Raw genomic sequence first — 19584 nt, 5'->3', positions numbered from 1 at the left:
GAATCAGCTGGTCATCTGGGCAAGGTAGTCGGACGCTTCCTGCCGGGTAAAGAACCGGCCCAGGCGGACAAAACCAGATACGATGGTTGACTTGATGGCCAGCGCTTGCCCGTCCGCGCCCCGATTCAGCACCCAGTCTTCGGGCAATCCGTCGACGATATGGCACGGCGCCGGGCGGCCATCCCGGTACCGGGCAATTTCGACCTGCCCGGTACAACAATCCTTGAACGCCGGCACAAAACGATGATGAGCATTAAGTTCACTGACACCGCCGGTTCCGGCGAACCGCTCATTTTCACTCACCAGAAAGGCTGGGCGTTGCTGGGCATTCATTTCGACCACCTACCAGAAAACTGACCGCTTTCTTTACAGACCCTCAAGCTGCGCAAAAATTACTCAAATTTTGCACCTCTTCGCTAACATAGCGCGCCCGCGCCCTAAGCGAACTCTTCAAATGGTGGCTAAGAAGCGTCTTTTGGCACTACGACCAAGGAACGAGTTTTCAGCCAGAAACGGGTTGGTGGCAGAGCTCTAAAGCGACTGGTGAAGCAAATCAAGCTGAGACTCACCGACCAGGGTTCGCTCCCGCTCAAACACCAGCCAGGCCCGGACCCGGGATTCGACCTGGCGCCGGTTTCGGCATATCCACACGTAGCGACCACCCGCTTCAAGACAGCTTTCCATCTGGGCGCCGTGTTTTCGCGCCGTCGCCATATGACGTTTAAAGGTTCGGTCTGGCATACCACCGAAACGAGTCCTCAACTGGTCAGACGTCAGTCCGCCGTCATCCAGCACTGCCGTGATAATTTCAAGAGTGGTTTTAAAGTCGCGGTACATAACAGCTCTGATAGTCGCCACGCCAGATTTCGACACACACCCAGGCCCGAGCCAAAAACCGGCACAGGTAACAGGTCGCGCCAGTTTCTGGCCCGGCAATAACGCACGATGATTTAGGGCGGGCAATTATAGCCACGCCAACTTCTGACACAAGCCATAACCCACGCCATTTTCCGGCACAGCATATTGGCCAGGCCACATTCTGGCCCAGCCAGAAACTGGCTCAGCGTTTTTGCCAAGCCAATCTTTGGCACAACCCCGATCAATGCGTTCGATCACGCCATAGAAAGTGCGAATTGGACATTCCCCACGGGCGGCCCTAGGCTTTAACCATCTTGTGTTGTCTTTCCATAGCCATAGGTGTCCGTATGACGTTGTGCGGTGATTTGCCTGCCCCAGCCTCCGATGCTGGTGCCTTGTCAGCGCGGCCGGACACCTTTGAGTACGCCGGAATCGATGACGCCCTCAATCTCTCGGAATCCAGGCTCGCCGGCGAAGTCGCTCTTGCCATTAATTACAACGGCATCAACCACGCCGTCATGATGGTTTCACCGCTGGACTACGAGGACTTCATTATCGGGTTCAGTTTGGCCAGCGGGATCATCCAGCATCCGGGTGAAATTTACCGAATCAATCTCGCCGATATGGGCAACTCTGTACAGGCTGATATCGAGGTTTCCAATCGGGCGGTTTGGGTACTGAAGCAATCCCGCAGGAGCATGTTGGGTAGCAGCGGCTGCGGTATTTGCGGTGTCGAGGCATTGGACCAGGCCATCCCTCAGCTGGAGCAACGGCCACACGCTAAGCTTCCCGCGCCGGCGACGCTTCATGCACTGCGTCAACGCATCTCATCTCACCAAGTGTTGGCGCAGAGAAGTGGCGCCCTTCACGGCGCTTTCTATATCGATTCGCTTGGCGCGGTCGTCATGGGCAGGGAAGACATTGGGCGCCACAACGCACTCGACAAGCTGATCGGTGCCATGGCGATTGCTGACCGCAATGCACAAGAGGGATTTGTGGTGGTAACCAGTCGCTGCAGCCTGGAACTGATTGTGAAAGCCGTCCGCGCAAACGTCGGAACCCTGGTGTCACTGTCTGCCCCCACGGCGCTGGCAACAAACACGGCGCGAGATCACGGACTCAACCTGATCCACCTTCCCCATCACAGCCCTGCACGTGTATACAGCCCGGCTCCGGAAAGCCGTTAACTTCGCCGGCAACCGGAACGCTTGAACGCCAGTCAGGATAATTGTGCCGGAATTCTTCCGGTGGGCGACGCCGGCTCCAGCTTGATCGCTATGAATTTTGATGTGGGCGTATAGGAGCGGTCACCATAGCTGTCCAGCGGCACCAGCGGGTTGGTTTCCGGGTAGTACGCCGCAGCCTGCCCCCTTGGCAGGTCATAGGCGACCAACATAAAGCCGGATACACGGCGCTCACGACCATCTTCCCACAACGACACCAGGTCGGCCCTGTCACCGGGCTTGAATCCCAGAAGCCGAATGTCCGCCTCATTGGCAAAGATCACGTCCCGCGCACCGAACACCCCCCGATAGCGATCATCAAGACCATAGAGCGTGGTGTTGTACTGATCATGGGAACGAAGGGTTTGAAGGATCAGATCCGGTTTACCGGCCCCGTTATGCATCCCATCGTGGATTAGGGAAACCGGCAGCTGACTGGCACTGAACTGGGCCTTGCCACTGCCGGTATTCCAAAGACACTGCGCAGCGGCATTTCCCAAATGGAAGCCTCCCGGGTGCCTGATCCGGTCGTTAAAGTCCTCAAAGCCTGGGACGATGTCCGACACCAGGACCCTGATCCGCCCGTAGTCGCCAACAACGTGATCCCAGTCAATGGGGTGATTGCCCAGCACTGCCTTTGCCATACCTGCGATGATCGCGGGCTCTGAACGCAACGCCGGGGAATGGGGCTCGATCTGGCCGTAGGAGATATGCACCATGCTAAAGCTGTCTTCTACGGTCACCCCTTGGGGGCCAGTGGCCTGCCGGTCAATCTCGGTACGCCCAAGGCACGGCAGGATCAACGAGTCCTGGCCGGTCACCAGGTGCGAGCGATTCAGTTTGGTGGCAATGTTAACGGTCAACCGGCATTGGCGAAGCGCAGCATGGGTTCGCGGGGTGTCAGGCGTCGCTTGGGCAAAGTTTCCACCCAGAGCCACAAACACTTTGGCACGCCCCTCTTCCATCGCCTTGATGGCCTGGACGGCGTTGTCCCCCGGATCACGCGGAACCGAAAACCTGAAACGTTGTTCCAGGGCATCAAGGAACCACTCCGGGGGCTGCTCGTTGATCCCCATGGTGCGGTCACCCTGAACATTGCTGTGACCGCGAACCGGTGACAAACCGGCGCCCGGCTTGCCAACATTTCCCCGCAACAACTGGACGTTGACAATTTCCTGCACGGTCGGCACCGAATGCCGATGCTGCGTAACCCCCATCGCCCAGCACATGATGACGCGCTCAGACCGACGATACATCTTGGCCGCAAGCTCAATCTCATCCAGGGCAAGGCCGGACTGTTCAGTGATGTGTTCCCACGGAGTGGCGTCGACAGCAGCCAGGTAGTCGCCAAGGCCCGAGGTGTGGGTCTCGATAAAGGCGTGATCAAACACCGGCTCCAGGCCCTGTTCAGTGGCCTCGCGCTCCCAAGTCAGGAGAAATTTCGCAATCCCTCTCATCAGCGCCATATCGCCCCCCAGTGCCGGGCGAAAATAGGCCGTATTGGTCAACGCGGAACCGTTGGTCAGCATTTCCAATGGGTGCTGGGGGTGCTGAAACCGCTCCAGCCCACGCTCCCGAAGCGGGTTGATGCAGACAACCTGGGCACCACGCTCGACGGCTTCCCTTAAGGGCTCCAACATTCGTGGATGGTTGGTTCCCGGGTTTTGGCCAATCACGAAGATGGCATCGGCCTTTTCAAAATCATCAAAAACCACCGTACCCTTGCCAACCCCGAGGCTTTCGCCCATGCCAATACCGCTGGCTTCATGGCACATGTTGGAGCAATCGGGAAAATTGTTGGTTCCGTAGGCGCGGACAAAGAGCTGGTACAGGAAGGCGGCCTCGTTACTGGCTCGCCCGGAGGTATAGAACTCGGCCTCATTGGGCGAGTCCAGCTCTTGGAGATGACGGGCGACAAGGGCAAAGGCGTCATCCCAAGACGTTTCCAGATAGCGATCGGACTCAGCGTCATACCGCATCGGGTGGGTCAGGCGGCCCTGATACTCAAGCCAGTAGTCAGACTGCTTTGCCAGCTCGGTCACGGTATGGCGGGCAAAAAACGCCGGATCGACCGATCGCGCAGACACCTCCCAGTTCACCGCCTTGGCGCCATTCTCGCAGAATTTGACCAGACCGCTGTCCGGCGAGTCGCCCCAGGCACAGCCGGGACAATCAAATCCGTTCTGCTGGTTGGTTTTAAGCAGCGCCCTCAGGCTCTTGATCCCATTCGCGCTGGCTAACCAGCTTTGCGCCACACTTTTTAAAGCACCCCAGCCTGCAGCGGGTCCCGCGTACGGTCGAATCCGAATCTTGTCGTTCATTGCGGAGCTCCCTGGCGCCCTTACCGGCTGGCGGTTCAAAGTCGATGGTTATACCCCGAACACACTAAGGCCCTGCCCAGATACCGTCCAATTGAAACCCCTGAACAGTCAATAAGCACCCTCTATCAAACCCCGGCAACGATATGCGACGCTCTTTTGCTACACTCTCGTGCTACCCCCATGCCTAAACCTGGGAGACACACGGCGTAGTGGATATCAAACAACTGAAGTTTCTGATTGCCCTTGACCAAACCCGACACTTTGGCAAGGCGGCCGAACTGTGCCATGTCACCCAGCCCACCCTGTCCATGCGCATTCGCAGCCTTGAAGAGGAGCTGGACCTGGTCCTGGTGGCACGGGGGCAGCGCTTCGAAGGATTCACAGAGGCCGGCGAGCGGGTGCTGGCCTGGGCAAAGACCATACTGTCGGCCTATGACGGGCTTCAGGCGGAAGCGGCCAATTGCCGGGGGCAGCTGGTAGGCACCCTGCGACTGGGCACAGTGCCTCTGTCCAGCATGAGCCCGATGGAGCTGGTCAAACCCCTGTCTGAACGCTACCCGGAACTGCGCTTCCAGATCTCATCGATGAGTTCGGAACAAGTGTTTGACGGCCTGAGCCGCAACCAGCTTGACCTTGGCATGTGCTACCTCGATCAACAAAACACCCGACACTTTGAGGTGGTCGAACTGGGTCCTTCAAGGATGGGCCTGCTTCACGACGAGCGCTTCTTCACCTTCGACGCCCCGGAAATCGCCTGGGAAGACCTCGATGCCGTGCCACTGGGCACGCTGACCAAAATCATGCATTTCCAACAGTCCATTGCCCTCAGGTTCCGGAGCCTGGGCCTTGAGGTCAATTCGGTACTGGAAAGCGATTCCACGTTTCAGTTGGTGCAAGCCGTTAGTTCGGGCATCTGTTGCGCCATCATGCCCCTTAAGAGCGGCGTGGATTCCCTGAGCGACCATCTGCGTCTGACCCCGATCACCGACGGCAGCACCAATGCCCCCATGGGCCTGCTGATGCGCAAGACCGAACCTCAATCCCCGCTGGCGCGACAATGCTTCGAAGAAGCAAAGGCCATCTTCGCACTCAGGTCGGTGTAGAGTTCGTTCCGCTACTGCTCGGACGAGTCGCAGCCATAAGGGCAGGAATCCCGCTGCGGGCATTGGCCTGAGCTGCCAGCAGGCGCTCCTCGTCCGACGCATACTTCTCATCCCACTCCAGCACCTTCGGCGTCATGAGCTGGTGCCATAGGGGCGGAATCATGGCGACAACGATGGTGGTGAGATAGCCGCTGATCATCATGGGGGCATCAGGAAACGGCTTCAGGTCTTGATAAGGCACTTCCCCCTGGGCGTGGTGATGGGAGTGGCGGGTCAGGTTGAACATGGTCCAGGAGCTGATTCGCTTGTTGGTATTCCATGAGTGCCGTGGCTGCACCGGCGTTTCCGGGTTACGGACCATGCCGTAATGTTCCATGTAGTTGACGATTTCCAGCAGCGCTTTACCCCACAACGCACAGGCGATGAAGTACACCATGCCGCCCAGACCGCCAACAACAAAGGCCAGGGCAACCAGCAGCAAGCTCATCAGGTGGCCACGGATCATGGCATTGTTGAAGGACCATACGGACGTCCCTTTTCGTTTGAGCCGGCGCTTTTCGATATTCCAGGCGCTAAGGTTACCCTTAAGGGTTGACGCAACCACGTGGAAATAAACGTTGCGGCCACGAGGCGCCGTGGCAGGATCTTCAGTGGTGGATACATAACGATGGTGGCCGTAGACGTGTTCAATGGAAAATACGGTGTCGAAGCTGAATGCCAGCAGCCAGCGACCAACCAGCATGGAGATCGGGTCCCAGGTTCGGTGGGTCAGCTCGTGGCCGGTAATGGTCCCGATGATGCCAATCAGCAGACCGGTCAGTACGACGCCTGCAATGTGGTGCCCAAAAGCGGTGGCATCACGCGCCGCAACCACATCGTAACCGGTGAGCTCGGTCACCAGGGCGCCAATCCCGCCAATGTCAGTTGGGCTGACACTCCAGACTGCGGCAAAGACAATCAGGCTCAGCAGCGGCAATGCCATCCACAGCTGTACGGTCAGTATCTTGGGGTGCTTGAACACCGGGGTGGTGGTGTCGTCACCGCACACCGCATCACCAACGATATAGATCACCAGTACGGCGGCCAGGCCCGCTGAGATCCAGGCGCCACCCGCCATTAGGGAGACAAGAGCCAGCAAGCCAATCACATGGAAAAAGAAAAACTTCAGGTAGTGTAAAAGATTCATTTTTCAAGACCTTACTTTTGACTATTCAATTAATCTATTAACTCTGAAACAACGTCTTCAGCCTTTACGACATCACCAATCGTGGTGAACCGGTCGGCAAAAATTGAGCCCCGCTCGATGCCCGCGACACTCAGGTGCACGACGGCGGAGTCGATCATGGCCGGCGGGCCGCAGAGGTAGGCTTCAGAGCCTGTCAGCGATAGCGTGGGGATCAGGTCTGTCACCCACCCGCGAGCACCCTGCCACTCCGTATCAGGCGCCTCATTCGAAAGGATGGGCGTGAAGATAAATGGCGCCCCCCACTGCTGCGCAATTTCCCGAATGTCGTCAAGTGCATACAGGTCTTGCTGGCTCCGGGCACCAAACAACAGCGTTACCGGCCTGCGACTCGACCGGGCCAGTTCGCCCCGAAGAATCGCCAGTATCGGGGCAAGCCCACTACCGCCAGCGATCATGACGATAGGCGCGTCAGACGGCCGCAACCAGAAATCACCAGACGGCCCCGTTACGGTGACCGACTGTCCGAGCAAATCCCGGTCATTGACCTCGGTTGAGAACACGCCACCCGGAACCTTGCGCACAAAAAAGGACAAGGTGCCATCCGGCTGGGGAGGCGTCGCAAACGAATAGCTGCGGGAGACACCTGGCAACGAATCCAGGGTGAGGTCTGCGTACTGTCCAGCCCTGTAATCCAGGGCTTCCAGCAACTGCAGTTTCAGGTGGGTAATGTCATGCGTCAGACGCTCCTGTTGAACAACCCGCGCTGACACCCGGGTCCTTTGAGCCTGTTCCGACAGGCTGACTTCAATGGTGACATCGCTGGTTGGTACACTCTGGCAGGCGAGGATGTAGCCCTGATCCAGTTCGGCATCACTCAGGATATAGCCAATGTCGGTCAACTCCTTTACCGACCCATCCACCAGTCGGCACTTGCAGGAGGCGCAGCCTCCGACACGGCAGCTATGAGGAAAATCAATCCCCTCTCTCAGGGCCGCGTGCAGCAGTGTCTCTTTCGGTAACACCTCCACCGGCTTGCCATTGATTTCAGCAAGATGGGTTGTTGCAGGATTTTTTTTGAAGAACGAAAACATCGTAGGCTCCCCTTTTTTGTTTTCACCGGGTAAATGCTACTGGGGGCCAGGGCAAAAAGCGGGGTCATTTATTGACATGGGAGGGTGATTTTTTGACAATCGCCAGTATGAGCGAACGCAACGTCACCCTACCGAACCACTACATTCTCCAGATCATTGAAATCGTTGAGCATGCGGGCGTCAGTGCCGAGGGCTGGTTACGCCACCTGGGCATCGAGCCAGACAAAGAAGAAGAAGAGAGCCTTGTGACCATGCCCTGGGCAACCTTCCGGCGCTTCCTGCAGGATGCCGGGCGTTTCTCCAAGGACAAGGCCCTTGGCCTGATGATCGGTGAGCGGCTGCTGATCAACACCCATGGCACGCTGGGGTACGCCGCGATGAGCAGCGGCACTACCCGTCAGATCGTTGACCTACTGGAACAGTACATGGTTTTGAGGACCGACTTGCTGACCATGGACACGGCCGAGGAGGGAGACTGTCTTCAGGTAAGGTTTGACGATAACGGGTCGCTTGAAGATGTTCAGCGCCCGGTGACTGAAGCCATCGTACTGGCCATCCGGAACATCCTCGACTTCACCACCATGGGAACCTGCGACATCCGCAGCGTCACCTTCCCCTTTGACGGCGATGAAAAGCTGGCCGAGGCCGTTTTCCGGTGCCCCGTCGCTTACAACCAGGAATGCGCGGGGTTCACCCTGCCCCTCACCAGCATCGACAAGCCCTTGAAAATGGCCAACACGGTCAGCTATCAGGAGGCCCTGAAGGTTTGCCGGCAGGAATTGGATAAACTACCCACCGAACATACCTGGTCGGCCCGGGTACGACGCCTGATGCTCCAGAACCGACGAGGGTTTCCTTCACTGGAAATGACCGCCAGGCGCTTCCACATCACGCCACGCACCCTGCACCGACGCCTTATCGATGAAAGCACATCCTACCGCGAGGTCTTGGAAGGGGTGCGGCACCAGCTTGCCATCCGGTATCTCCAAACCGGCCGGATGACCGTTCAGGAAATATCCTTTGCCTTGGGCTATTCCGATATCGCCAACTTTCGCAAAGCCTTCAAGCGCTGGGAGTCGGTTCCCCCGACCGAGTACAACCGACACTCCCGCGCTGATTAGAAGTACATTTTCCGGATCATCACCGGAACCACCTTCCCTGCCGCCTTCAGCAGGTCAGCCGGCGACTTCGGCGCAACCATATGCATGGCGTGGCGAATGGCGTCGTAGCTCTGCTTGTCCTGGGGGTACCACCAGAGGTTCCTCTTTGCGCGCAGCCAATCCCAGTTCACGACCTTGGTTTTGCTCATTTCAATCAGGCCTTCCGGGCCATGGGTACGCCCGATGCCGGACTCTCCAGGCCCGCCCCAAGGTAGATCTGACATACCATGTGTGTACAGGTGATCATTGATAGCGACCACACCGCCCCGGACGCGGTTTGCCAGTTTCTTGCCCCTGGCGGTATTGCGGGTCCAGATGGATGCGGTCAGCGCCATTGTACAATCATTGGCCAGGGCAACCGCCTCATCTTCGGTGCTGAACGACATCACCGGGATAATCGGCCCAAAGGTTTCTTCCCGCATCAAGGTCATATCATGATGGACATCAGTCACCAGCGTAGCCGGGTGGAAATGGCCATCCTGGCTCCCAACGCCTTGGGACTGGGCGACAATTTTTGCGCCGTCGGCAATGGCTTCGGCCAGCTGACGGGCAACGGTATCACGCTGCTTGGGGGTGGTCATGGACCCCAGATCCACGCCGCAGTGATCATTGGGAACCCCGTGCTTCAGCGCCTGGGTCTTCGCCGCCAACAAATCTACAAAACGTTTATAGACTGAGTCGTGAACATAGATACGTTCCACGCCCCCGCATGACTGGCCCGCATTCTGATACCCGGCCCAGGCAGCTCCGTTGGCCGCCCGTTCCAGGTCGGCATCTTCGAGAACAATCATGGGATCCTTGCCGCCTAGCTCCAGTGAGATCGGGGTCAGGGTTTCGGAGGCCTGGGCCATCAACTGCTTGCCGGCTGGCACCGACCCGGTAAAGAACAGCTTGTCGATACCGTTCTCAAACATGGCACTGGACACCTGACCGCCCGAGCCCACGATGTGGCTGAACAGCCCTTGCGGCAGGTTGCCAGCAGCCACAATCTTTTCAATCGCCTTGCCCACCAGTGGCGTTGCCGCCGCCACCTTCAGGACGATGGCATTCCCGGCCATCAGGCCCATCACGATCTCGCCAAACGGAATGGACAACGGGTAATTCCAGGGGCTGATGATGCCAACAACACCCAGCGGCTCGTAGCGAACCTCGGAACGTTTGCCAACCCACAGCAGACTGGAAGGTTCACGAATTTCCGGTTTAAGCACCTTTTCGGCATGTTTGCCATACCAACTGCAAGCCAGCAGGCAAGGCAGTACTTCTGTGGCGAGGGCGTCCAGACGGGTTTTGCCGTTGCCATCACTGACGATTCGCGCCAGCTCATCGGCATTATCCCGGATATAGTCGCGCATCTTCAGAACGTGGCGGCGCCGCTCGGCAAACGACTTCGCTGCCCATACCGCCTGGGCTTTCCTTGCCTGCTCAAAGATCGCAGGAATAGCCTCAGGCGCGGTGTTTGCGACGGCATCGATCCGAACTCCGGTTGCGGGATTGTAGGCGTGGGTTTGCGCATCGATCGGCAATGGGGTGACGGTATTCATGGTCAACATCCTGGCTTGGCAATTGTTGTAAGTTGCTTCGTAATGCCCGTCAGAATACGGACAGACCCAAGCATCAACATTGGCACCAAATACCACCAAACGGCGCCGCGAGGCCCAGTCACCTCGGGAACATCCACACGCCTTGCACAGAGTCCATGCCCCATTACTCCGGGGGAACAAAGCCATCTGCAACGCCTATACTGTCGGCTATAGTCGCCCTCAGGAGGTGTCGGTCGCGGAGAACTGAAGCGGTTTTATGGATCGGCGACTATTCTGATTCCGGGGGCAACGCATTACAAATTGGAGCCTGTCCATGAGCAATATCTATCCCGATGTCGAGCAGGAATGCCTGGTTACCGAGATCTGCAGTGCCATTGATCTCTTGCTGACCCCCAAGGACCGCGATCTCGGCGGGTTCTCAGTTCGCCGTTTACTGCCGACCGCCCGTCGCAAAATGGTAGGTCCGTGGATCTTTTTCGATCACATGGGGCCAGCGCACTTTGAGGCTGGCGACGGCATTAACGTTCGCCCTCATCCCCACATTGGGATCGCCACCGTCACCTACCTTTTTGAAGGCGAGATCCTTCACAGGGACTCCCTCGGCAGCTTGCAGCCCATCAAACCTGGCGACATCAACCTGATGGTCGCAGGAAGCGGCATTGCCCATTCGGAGCGTGAACGGCCAGAGGTAACCGCCCAGGCGCATGTATTGGACGGACTGCAACTCTGGCTCGCTCTTCCCATCGACCAGGAAGAAACCGCCCCAGCCTTTTATCACTACCCCGGCACGGATGTCCCTGCCATTGACGTGGGCGGTGTTGCGGTAAGGGTGATGATGGGAAGCGCCTACGGAGTCACGTCTCCCGTCAAAATTTTCTCGGAAACCCTCTATCTAGAGGCCTGGCTGAAACCCGGACAGCGGTTGCAACTCCCGAACGCACAGGAGCGCGCACTCTATGTGGCAAAGGGGCGCCTGAAGGCCCGTGAAAGTGACATTCCCCGACATTCGATGGCGGTACTGTCGGAACAGGAAGGCATTGTTGTCGAGGCAGTTGAGGATACCCGGCTTGCACTGATTGGCGGTGAACGTTTCGCCCGGCGTTTCATTGACTGGAATTTCGTATCCAGCCGCAAGGAACGAGTCCAGCAAGCCAAAGAGGACTGGAAAGCAGGCCGGTTTGCCAGGGTTGTAGGAGATGAGGACGAGTTTATTCCTCTCCCCGAGTAGATCATCGCCAATGCATATGGTCGGCTAGCTCCGCCAGAAATGGCGGGAAAACAGCACAAACACGCTTAACAGCTCGAGACGACCAAGCAGCATGGCCATCATCAGCACCCACTTTGCGGCATCGGGGAGTGCCGCAAAGTTGCCCGCAGGTCCGATTTCCTCCCCAAGCCCCGGCCCAACATTGGCCAAAGCCGTGGCTGCTCCGGTCAGACTGGTAACCAAGTCCAGTCCCAGGGTGGCCAACACGGCAGCGACCACCGCCAGCGTCGTCAGGAACAGGAAGGAAAAGGCGACAGCGGAGGTTACGATTTCATCACCGATCACACGACCGTTGTAGTATCGCGCCATCACAATATTGGGGTGAAGCAACCGCCGCATCTGCTCCCTGAGCATCAGGATTGAAAGCTGAAAACGGAATATCTTCATCCCACCACTGGTCGACCCGGAGCATCCGCCCACGAATGTCAGGAAGAAGAACAACACCACCGCCAAGGCCCCCCACCGGGTATAGTCCTCGGAGGCAAACCCGGTGGTGGTCACCACCGACGTGACATTGAACAGCGTTTTGATGAACGTTTCGACAAAACCTGCAATGGCGGCCTGATCGTTGGTCAGCAGGCGGTAACTGCAGATGATCAGTGCAACCACCAACAGGAACTGAACGAAAAAACGCACCTGACGATCAATAAGTAGCGGCCTGGAATCGCCATTAAGTAAACGAACAAACAGGAAAAAAGGCACGCTGCCAAGAATCATAAAGCAGGTGGACGCCGCCAGGATTGGCAAGTTCTGGAATTGCCCCATGGAGCTGTCTGAGGTCGAAAACCCGCCGGTGGAAACCGTTGTCAATGCATGGTTGATCGCGTTGAACAGATCCATGCCCAGCACCCAGTACACCACGATGCAGGCCAGCGTGAGCACCAGGTAGCTGACCACCAGACCAAGAGCCAGCCGATTGGTGCGGGGTACTGCTTTTTCCGTCCATTCCGACGACTCGGTTGCGAACAGCCGCATGCCACCAATTCGGAGGAATGGCAGCACCGCAACCGCCATACCAATGATACCTATCCCCCCCATCCACTGCACAATGGAGCGCCATAGCAGGATATCCGCCGGCAGGTAATCCAGCCCCACCAAAACCGTGGAGCCGGTGGTTGTGATGCCAGAGATACTTTCGAAAAAGGCGTCGGTGATTGTCAGGTCAAGGTCGCTGAGCAGAAGGGGTAGGCTCGAGAACAGCGGTATCACAATCCACGCCGACACGGTCAGCAGAAACATCTCCCGTTGCTTCAGCCCGCGCCGTTTTCGGGGGGTCATCAAAAAGCAAATCAGCCCAACCGTCAGGCAGGCCAGCGCCGATTGTACAAACGCCCACCAGTCCTGCGCCCCACCTCCAAAAGCCAGCAGGTTGACCGGCAGGGTCATCATCAGGCTCAGCAGGATTAACAGGAATCCAAGTATCTGGATGATGGGTGTAATGCTCATGGGGCGAAGTACCCTTTATCGCGAGTCCAGCAGAAGGGTTAAAGGAGCTGCCTGTTTGCCATCGCCGCCAGCAACTCGTTAATCGGCGGCGCCAGTAACGGCGCGACATTCACCCGATTGGAGTTATGCACAACGGTATTGCAGGTAACCAGTGCGTCCAATCCAGCCTGGCGCAAGCGGGCATCGCTTTGATCGGCAAAAATCCCATGAATCGCCGCACATTGGATGCGCGTTATTCCCCGCGCTTTGAGGCTAGCCACACACTCCAGAATGGTGTGTCCACTGGAAATCACATCGTCGATAACCATGGCTGTACGATCGGTGAACGCCTCCATGTCCGGCAGGCTGACTTCAACCTGGCGGTCGCCGTAGCGGCGTTTCTCACCAATAACGAACGGGTGCCCGCTCAACGCGGCTATGCCCGACACCCACTGTTCACTTTCAGCATCCGGGCCCACCAACAGAAGGTTGGTCTGCCCTTTAAGCCATTCAGTCAGCGCTGGCGCTCCCTGAACGACGCGACTGGGGATCGAATAGATTTCATCAAGCGAGTGGTACCGGTGCAGATGTGGGTCCACAGTTACAAGCCAGTCCAAGTGCTGGGAAATCAGTCTGGCGAACAGCCGGGAGGTAACCGCCTCTCCGTCCTGAAACCGAACGTCCTGACGCATGTACGGCAGATACGGAACCACCAGCCCGACCGATGCGGCCCCCAGCTCCTTCAACGTGTCCGCAAGGTAGATCAGCGCCAGGAACTTATCATCAGGGTAGGTCATATCTGCAACGATCACGCAGTGCAGGCCACTAACCGGCGTCATAACCCTAAGGTAGGTTTCCCCATCCGGGAAGCGCCGTGTGCTGATTTCTCCAGGACGCCCTCCGACCAGTTCAACCAGCTGACTGGTCAATGGATGTTCCGTCAGGGAAAAAAACACAACCTCGCGCTCATTGAGCATGTTGGTACCCTCTTGTTTCTATAAGCTCGCCGGTGTCTCCGAGCTCTCAGGTTTAAACGGGTTCTTTTGTTTCAAACTGCCCCGATGCAACACAGCACGATGCTGGCTACACCCAACTCATTCAAAAACAAACATGTCGGCATTTTGGCGATAATAGTCCAGCGCGTAGTCCTGCTCCCCCTGGCTTTCACTGTACAGGGTAAACAGGGGTGCTCCGGTGGCAACCTGGTCGCCAACTTTGACATAGAGTCTCAAGCCCGCGCCGGGGCTGGATGGCGCGCCAGACAGCTTGGCCAACCGGGCCAGCTTTCGGTTGTCGATGCTGCGCAGTGTCCCACCAAGCAGGGCTGTCTCTGCATGCTGAAAACGGGCGTCTTGAAGGGTTTTCAGCCCCCCCTGGGATTCAACAATCCTGAGGAACTGACGATAAGCCTCGCCGCTGACCAGCAACTCCATGGCTTTTTGCTGAGCAATTTCCAACCCGCTGTGCTCGGCCATATCCAGGACGTGCCCTGCCAGAAGCAAAGCGCGTTCACGCAGGTCAGACGGCGCATCTTCCTCACAACGCAGCACCGCCAGCAGATCCCTCGCCTCCTCGACAGGGCCGATGCCGCGACCGACCGGCTGGCTGCCGTCCGTCAGCACGCAGCGAACCTTGAGCCCGCAAGCTGCCCCAACCTGGGTGAACAGGCTGGCCAGGCGGCCAGCATCGACGCCACTGCGAACCTTGGCCGTCGGGCCAACGGGAATATCAATCAGGGTATGCGTTGAACCCGCCGCAATTTTCTTGGACAGTACGGAGGCAATCATCTGCCCTTCGCCATCCAGGTCCAGAGCCCGCTCAATCCGGATCAACACGTCGTCCGCTGGGCTCAGGTTGACGGCGCCTCCCCAGGTCAGGCAGGCACCGGTCTCATTAACCACTCGCCGGATATCCGCCAGCTCCAGGTTGACGTTAGTCAGCGCCTCCATAGTGTCGGCTGTACCCGCAGGGGACGTAATCGCCCGTGACGACGTTTTCGGCATAACGTGCCCCGCAGCACTGACAATCGATACCACCAGGGGGGTGGTCCGGTTGCCCGGCAGCCCGCCGATGCAGTGCTTGTCATAGACAGCCTCACGCCCCGGCCAATGCAGTCGCTTGCCGGCATTAACCATGGCCTGGGTCAGGTAGACGATTTCGTCGGTGTCCAGGCGCCCACCGGCGCAAACGCTGAGGAACGTCGCAATCTCGATATCGCTGTACAGGTGATCACTGATATCGGTAATGATGGCCTGCATGTCGGTGCCGTCCAGCGGGTTACCAAACACCTTCTTCCGCACCGCCGCGAGCGACGCCACCACATCGGCGTGACCAATCACCACGTCGTCGCCAAGCCCTACCCCCAGGCGCTGGATCGCCACCTTGGACAAGCCCACGTGCCCTTCCGGAAGTACGTCGTTGTCGACCACGTTTACCGTGGCCACCACCGACCGACTGCCATGGTTAATTTTGACTCTCGACTTGGCCGTAAATCCCTCAGCGCGACAGACATGACAGTCTTCCCGCATATAAGCGACGGCTTCCTGGTGAGTATTTATACCTATATCGAGCGCTTTCAAGGTGTAGTGACTGGTCATATTCCACAACATCAGGGACGAAAGCAGACAATAATCCGCTCAATTGACGAAGGTCGCAAGAAATCGAGTCAGGAAACCCGTCAGCGCCTCCGACCTCACCCCGACTAAAGGCTTACCCGTTCTTTGACAAACGGCTAATAACCAGCGCCCACCAAGGAGGAGTAGCATGGTCCCTTTACAACACAAGATTTCGCCTTATCCCGGGGACATCCTCAATGACCTATGCTCGCATTACTGGCACCGGCTCTTACCTGCCAGACAACATCGTGACCAACGCCGACCTTGAACAAAAGGTCGACACCACCGACCAGTGGATACGGGAACGAACCGGTATCGAGCAACGTCACATCGCCAAAGACAACCAGACCACCGTCGATCTGGCGGAAGTTGCGGCAAGAAGGGCCATCGAGGCCGCAGGCATTACCCCTCAAGACATCGACCTGATCGTCTTTGCGACCTCTACCCCGGACAAAGTCTTTCCAAGCTGCGCCTGTATCCTCCAGGCTCGCCTCGATCTTCACGGGTGCCCGGCTTTTGACATCCAGGCCGTCTGCAGCGGCTTTGTTTACGCACTCGCCACCGCGGAGAAGTTCATCAAGACGGGTGCCAGCAAAAAGGCACTGGTGATCGGGGCTGAAGTCTTTTCCCGCATTGTAGACTGGAACGATCGGGGCACCTGCGTGCTGTTTGGTGATGGTGCCGGTGCCGTGGTGCTGGAAGCCAGCGAGGAGACCGGCATTCTTTCAACTCATATCCACGCCGACGGGCAGTATGAAGAGTTGTTGCATGTCCCCTGCGGTGTCTCAAACAACCCTGACGAATTCAGGAAGACCGGCGGTTTTATCGAGATGAAAGGGAACGAGGTGTTCAAGGTTGCCGTCAACACCCTTGGAAAAATTGTCGATGAAACGCTGTCCGCCAATCAGATGAAGAAGTCTGATATCGACTGGCTGGTACCTCACCAGGCCAACCTCCGAATCATTGCGGCCACCGCGAAGAAGCTTGATATGCCAATGGATCGGGTGGTGGTCACGGTGGACAAGCATGGCAATACCTCTGCCGCATCCATCCCCCTGGCGCTGGACGTCGCCGTTCGTGACGGCCGTATCCGGAAAAACGACACTGTTCTGCTTGAGGCCTTTGGCGGCGGCTTTACCTGGGGCTCAGCGCTTCTTCGCCTTTAACGCAACCCTGAAGCCAAACAAAACGCCATGAGCAACCCGATCGCCCTCGGGTTGCTCTTTAATCACATTCATAGGATGATTGGATCATAGGGACTAAGGATCTTTAACCATGACCGCACTTCGCCGCATTGCCAAAGGCTCGCTGGTAGATACCGCCATTGAATCCATTCGCTCAGCCATTAAAGCCGGCCATTGGCGGATTGGTGACCGCCTACCCGTAGAAGCCGACTTATCGGAATCCCTGGGCATTAGCAGGAACACGGTTCGTGAGGCGGTACGGGTTCTGGTTCACATGGGAATTCTGGAAACACGCCAGGGCGATGGCACCTATGTGCGGGCAGACCGGGACACTGGGGAAAGTCTCCGGCGCATTGAACAGGCCCAACTGAAAGACCAGCTCGAAGTGCGCCAGCTATTGGAGGCCGAAGCTGCCAAGCTCGCAGCAGAACGGCGAACAGAAGAAGAGGTCAAGGTGATGTCCAGGGCACTGGACCTTCGCGCCAGCGCCGGGGACAACGTTGCCGAGCGCATCCGTTTTGACGAGCAGTTTCACCATGCCCTGGTCGGCGCCACCCACAACTCCGCTCTGGTGGAACTCTACAACTACTTCGCTGACGCCATCACCAGGACCATCGAACGAACAGAAATGGACGAATCCCTCCCCGAGCCCTCACAGGAGGATCATGAAATCCTGCTGGCTGCCATTCGGCGACGAGATAGCGAGCGGGCAAAAAGTCTCGCCGCAGCACTGCTGCAACCCAGCATCGACACACTTAACTCAACAGACTGAACTCAAAGACTGAAACAGGCCCATAACCGTGCGCATCGACCCTTTCACCCTACTGCTGTTGGGCGCCATTGTCCTGGCCTCACTTTTTCCGGCTCAAGGTGGCTTTGCCGACGCGCTGTCCACTGTTGGCGCTGCCGCCGTCGCCCTGCTGTTCTTTCTCCACGGCGCCGCACTTTCCCGCGAGCAGGTCATTGCGGGTGCCAGTCACTGGCGGCTGCACCTGGTCGTCACCTCGCTGACGTTTGTCTTTTTCCCGCTGGTGGTTTTGCCCATTAATGAAATGGCTCCTACCTGGATCCCCGCAGACCTTGGTCTTGGGTTTCTGTACCTGGGCGCCCTCCCCTCTGCGGTGTCGTCATCCATTGCCTACACGGCCATGGCCAGGGGGAACGTTCCCGCCGCCATCTGCAGCGCAGCCGCCTCCAATGTGTTCGGCATGATGCTGACCCCTTTCCTGCTGATCCTGCTGGTCAGTACATCAGGCGAAAGTAATTTTTCGGTTGCCGAGGCGTTACGGGATATTTTCCTGCAGCTGCTGCTGCCATTTGCTATTGGCCACGGCATTCGCCCCTGGCTCGGCGGGTTTCTGGCCCGCAACGAACAACTGGCGTCCCGCTACGACCAGTGCGTTATCTGGCTGATCGTATACTCTGCGTTTTCACACTCAGTGGTCAGCGGCCTGTGGCAAAACCTTCCCCCCAGCGCAATTGTTTTTGCCATTGTTCTTTGCGTTGCATTGCTGGCGCTGTTGATCGTGGTGGCCAGGGTGGCCGTGAAGGCATTCGGGTTTAGCCTGGAGGATGAAGCAGCTATCGTGTTTTGCGGCTCAAAGAAAAGTCTGGCATCCGGGCTGCCTATGGCCAAGGTTCTGTTCTCAGGCCACCCCGGTTTCGGCATGATCGTTCTGCCGATCATGTGCTACAACCAGATACAGGTGATCGTTGGCGCTATCCTGGCGCAACGGTACAGACGCCGGATCGAGGCCGCCCAGGACAAGCCTGTTCAGCCCGAAACCTGAGCGTTTGGGTTACTGACCCGTTATGGTGCTGAACAGACTGGTCAGCACCACCAGGCCCACAATCCAGCCGATAACCGCCGGCCAGAAGCTTTTCATGGATTCCCGTTCAGCGGCGCTCACAGGATCCAGTTCTTCCTCAGCTGTGCCCAGGTCACCTCGAACTCCCTGCTGCCCGGGCTGAGCAACAGAGTCGGCAGACGGACTCAACTCCTCCCAGCCAAACCAATGGCCCAGAAAGCCCGCCACATCAGTCGGAAGCCCGCCCTGCTTTGCCATCGGCCGCAACTGCCCTTCAAGCTGGGCACCCAGTTCAACTTTCATCGCTTGCTGATCCGCGGGCGGCTCAGTCAACACGGCACGCCAGACAGCAACATCACTTGCCCTGACCGGATCATTCAGCAAGGCGCGAACCTGCAGGACAACCTCCCGGACAATCTGGTGTTCCTGCGCTGAGAGCGCTGCATCGACGTTCGACTCATCCGCCTGCTGGACAGGAACCGCTTCAGAACGGCCAACGGCCGCCGGCTGATCGAACCCCGCTTCGGCCAAGGCCTCATTCAGCGCTCGCTGCAAGGCTTCAGCTTCATCCTGATTGGCAAACTTCACCTGCTGGCTATAGGCATCCTGTATGGCAGAGGCATTGCGTGTCGGTTCTATTCCCAGGACATCCCAACAGCTCATCGATTTCACTCCAGGCATCATGCTGTACATTCTTTCCCGTCACGGCAGACAAGCCATAGCTATGTGGCTTATTATCCAGCTAGGCTCTTTTCGCCCAATCGTTCCGGCTTTGCGCCATAATGCCAAGACCTGGCGCCGT

Annotated in this window: 17 protein-coding genes; 7 read left to right on the top strand and 10 right to left on the bottom strand. The window is 57.7% G+C overall.

Annotated features, from left to right (window positions below):
• Positions 1–3: 3 nt before the first annotated feature.
• Together BMZ67_RS09710 and BMZ67_RS09705 are read right to left on the bottom strand one after the other, a co-directional pair.
• Positions 4–333: a hypothetical protein gene (locus BMZ67_RS09710; protein ID WP_092021993.1), complete on the bottom strand. Its 330-nt coding sequence runs from the start codon at positions 331–333 to the stop codon at positions 4–6.
• Between the two features lie 198 nt (positions 334–531).
• Positions 532–837 (bottom strand): hypothetical protein, encoded by a 306-nt coding sequence (locus BMZ67_RS09705; protein ID WP_092021991.1) that lies wholly within the window; start codon positions 835–837, stop codon positions 532–534.
• A 368-nt stretch (positions 838–1205) separates the two neighbouring features.
• Between BMZ67_RS09705 and fdhD the strand changes: the two genes are divergently transcribed.
• Positions 1206–2045 carry a formate dehydrogenase accessory sulfurtransferase FdhD gene (fdhD, locus tag BMZ67_RS09700; RefSeq protein ID WP_092021989.1) on the top strand — a complete coding sequence of 280 codons (840 nt, stop codon included), beginning with the start codon at positions 1206–1208 and terminating at the stop codon, positions 2043–2045.
• Between the two features lie 32 nt (positions 2046–2077).
• Here the strand turns inward: fdhD and BMZ67_RS09695 are convergent, their stop codons facing one another.
• A complete protein-coding gene (locus tag BMZ67_RS09695) occupies positions 2078–4402 on the bottom strand; it encodes an FdhF/YdeP family oxidoreductase (RefSeq protein ID WP_092021987.1) in 2325 nt (774 codons plus the stop codon).
• A gap of 209 nt (positions 4403–4611) precedes the next feature.
• Between BMZ67_RS09695 and BMZ67_RS09690 the strand changes: the two genes are divergently transcribed.
• Positions 4612–5505, top strand: coding sequence for a LysR family transcriptional regulator (locus BMZ67_RS09690; protein WP_092021985.1), 894 nt, complete (start codon positions 4612–4614; stop codon positions 5503–5505).
• On the opposite strand, the gene BMZ67_RS09685 is transcribed toward BMZ67_RS09690, so the two are convergent.
• Together BMZ67_RS09685 and BMZ67_RS09680 are read right to left on the bottom strand one after the other, a co-directional pair.
• Positions 5492–6691, bottom strand: coding sequence for an alkane 1-monooxygenase (locus BMZ67_RS09685; protein WP_092021984.1), 1200 nt, complete (start codon positions 6689–6691; stop codon positions 5492–5494). The two genes, BMZ67_RS09690 and BMZ67_RS09685, sit on opposite strands and share 14 nt — an antisense overlap.
• Positions 6692–6720: 29 nt before the next feature.
• Entirely contained in the window at positions 6721–7782 is a 1062-nt protein-coding gene (locus tag BMZ67_RS09680; RefSeq protein WP_092021982.1) for a 2Fe-2S iron-sulfur cluster-binding protein, read from the bottom strand.
• Between the two features lie 92 nt (positions 7783–7874).
• Between BMZ67_RS09680 and BMZ67_RS09675 the strand changes: the two genes are divergently transcribed.
• A complete protein-coding gene (locus tag BMZ67_RS09675) occupies positions 7875–8903 on the top strand; it encodes an AraC family transcriptional regulator (RefSeq protein WP_245749924.1) in 1029 nt (342 codons plus the stop codon).
• Here BMZ67_RS09675 and BMZ67_RS09670 read toward each other — a convergent pair.
• The gene (locus BMZ67_RS09670; protein WP_092021978.1) at positions 8900–10483 is read right to left on the bottom strand and encodes an aldehyde dehydrogenase family protein; all 1584 of its coding nucleotides are present in this window, start codon (positions 10481–10483) and stop codon (positions 8900–8902) included. The genes BMZ67_RS09675 and BMZ67_RS09670 overlap by 4 nt on opposite strands.
• Before the next feature lie 313 nt (positions 10484–10796).
• On the opposite strand from BMZ67_RS09670, the gene BMZ67_RS09665 reads away from it, so the two are divergent.
• The gene (locus tag BMZ67_RS09665) at positions 10797–11711 is read left to right on the top strand and encodes a pirin family protein (protein ID WP_092021976.1); all 915 of its coding nucleotides are present in this window, start codon (positions 10797–10799) and stop codon (positions 11709–11711) included.
• Positions 11712–11735: 24 nt separating this feature from the next.
• Here the strand turns inward: BMZ67_RS09665 and BMZ67_RS09660 are convergent, their stop codons facing one another.
• The 3 genes from BMZ67_RS09660 to BMZ67_RS09650 all read right to left on the bottom strand — a co-directional run bounded on the left by BMZ67_RS09660 (position 11736) and on the right by BMZ67_RS09650 (position 15772).
• The gene (locus tag BMZ67_RS09660) at positions 11736–13196 is read right to left on the bottom strand and encodes a TrkH family potassium uptake protein (RefSeq protein ID WP_175481881.1); all 1461 of its coding nucleotides are present in this window, start codon (positions 13194–13196) and stop codon (positions 11736–11738) included.
• A 38-nt stretch (positions 13197–13234) separates the two neighbouring features.
• Positions 13235–14152, bottom strand: a complete 918-nt coding sequence (locus BMZ67_RS09655) for a ribose-phosphate diphosphokinase (protein ID WP_092021974.1) — start codon at positions 14150–14152, stop codon at positions 13235–13237.
• Between the two features lie 117 nt (positions 14153–14269).
• Positions 14270–15772, bottom strand: coding sequence for a thymidine phosphorylase family protein (locus tag BMZ67_RS09650; protein ID WP_092021973.1), 1503 nt, complete (start codon positions 15770–15772; stop codon positions 14270–14272).
• Positions 15773–15987: 215 nt separating this feature from the next.
• Between BMZ67_RS09650 and BMZ67_RS09645 the strand changes: the two genes are divergently transcribed.
• From BMZ67_RS09645 to BMZ67_RS09635, 3 genes are all read left to right on the top strand, one after another.
• A complete protein-coding gene (locus BMZ67_RS09645) occupies positions 15988–16956 on the top strand; it encodes a beta-ketoacyl-ACP synthase III (protein WP_092021972.1) in 969 nt (322 codons plus the stop codon).
• 109 nt (positions 16957–17065) lie between these two features.
• Positions 17066–17746: a FadR/GntR family transcriptional regulator gene (locus BMZ67_RS09640; RefSeq protein WP_092021970.1), complete on the top strand. Its 681-nt coding sequence runs from the start codon at positions 17066–17068 to the stop codon at positions 17744–17746.
• A 22-nt stretch (positions 17747–17768) separates the two neighbouring features.
• Positions 17769–18764, top strand: coding sequence for a bile acid:sodium symporter family protein (locus BMZ67_RS09635; protein WP_092021968.1), 996 nt, complete (start codon positions 17769–17771; stop codon positions 18762–18764).
• Between the two features lie 9 nt (positions 18765–18773).
• Here the strand turns inward: BMZ67_RS09635 and BMZ67_RS09630 are convergent, their stop codons facing one another.
• The gene (locus BMZ67_RS09630) at positions 18774–19445 is read right to left on the bottom strand and encodes a hypothetical protein (RefSeq protein WP_092021966.1); all 672 of its coding nucleotides are present in this window, start codon (positions 19443–19445) and stop codon (positions 18774–18776) included.
• Positions 19446–19584: the final 139 nt, after the last annotated feature.

Origin of the sequence: Marinobacter zhejiangensis, assembly GCF_900114775.1 — a bacterium.
GTDB classification, from domain to species: Bacteria; Pseudomonadota; Gammaproteobacteria; order Pseudomonadales; family Oleiphilaceae; genus Marinobacter; species Marinobacter zhejiangensis.
Note: the sequence above shows the minus strand (reverse complement) of the source record. Positions and strands in the feature narration are given on the sequence as shown.

What these genes read in the sequence shown, in the direction of transcription:
- fdhD (WP_092021989.1), top strand. Translation starts at nt 1,206, where the DNA reads ATGACGTTGTGCGGTGATTTGCCTGCCCCAGCCTCCGATGCTGGTGCC.
- BMZ67_RS09670 (WP_092021978.1), bottom strand. Translation starts at nt 10,483, where the DNA reads ATGAATACCGTCACCCCATTGCCGATCGATGCGCAAACCCACGCCTAC.
- BMZ67_RS09655 (WP_092021974.1), bottom strand. Translation starts at nt 14,152, where the DNA reads ATGCTCAATGAGCGCGAGGTTGTGTTTTTTTCCCTGACGGAACATCCA.
- BMZ67_RS09680 (WP_092021982.1), bottom strand. Translation starts at nt 7,782, where the DNA reads ATGTTTTCGTTCTTCAAAAAAAATCCTGCAACAACCCATCTTGCTGAA.
- BMZ67_RS09650 (WP_092021973.1), bottom strand. Translation starts at nt 15,772, where the DNA reads ATGACCAGTCACTACACCTTGAAAGCGCTCGATATAGGTATAAATACT.
- BMZ67_RS09640 (WP_092021970.1), top strand. Translation starts at nt 17,066, where the DNA reads ATGACCGCACTTCGCCGCATTGCCAAAGGCTCGCTGGTAGATACCGCC.
- BMZ67_RS09695 (WP_092021987.1), bottom strand. Translation starts at nt 4,402, where the DNA reads ATGAACGACAAGATTCGGATTCGACCGTACGCGGGACCCGCTGCAGGC.
- BMZ67_RS09710 (WP_092021993.1), bottom strand. Translation starts at nt 333, where the DNA reads ATGAATGCCCAGCAACGCCCAGCCTTTCTGGTGAGTGAAAATGAGCGG.
- BMZ67_RS09685 (WP_092021984.1), bottom strand. Translation starts at nt 6,691, where the DNA reads ATGAATCTTTTACACTACCTGAAGTTTTTCTTTTTCCATGTGATTGGC.
- BMZ67_RS09630 (WP_092021966.1), bottom strand. Translation starts at nt 19,445, where the DNA reads ATGAGCTGTTGGGATGTCCTGGGAATAGAACCGACACGCAATGCCTCT.
- BMZ67_RS09665 (WP_092021976.1), top strand. Translation starts at nt 10,797, where the DNA reads ATGAGCAATATCTATCCCGATGTCGAGCAGGAATGCCTGGTTACCGAG.
- BMZ67_RS09645 (WP_092021972.1), top strand. Translation starts at nt 15,988, where the DNA reads ATGACCTATGCTCGCATTACTGGCACCGGCTCTTACCTGCCAGACAAC.
- BMZ67_RS09660 (WP_175481881.1), bottom strand. Translation starts at nt 13,196, where the DNA reads ATGAGCATTACACCCATCATCCAGATACTTGGATTCCTGTTAATCCTG.
- BMZ67_RS09705 (WP_092021991.1), bottom strand. Translation starts at nt 837, where the DNA reads ATGTACCGCGACTTTAAAACCACTCTTGAAATTATCACGGCAGTGCTG.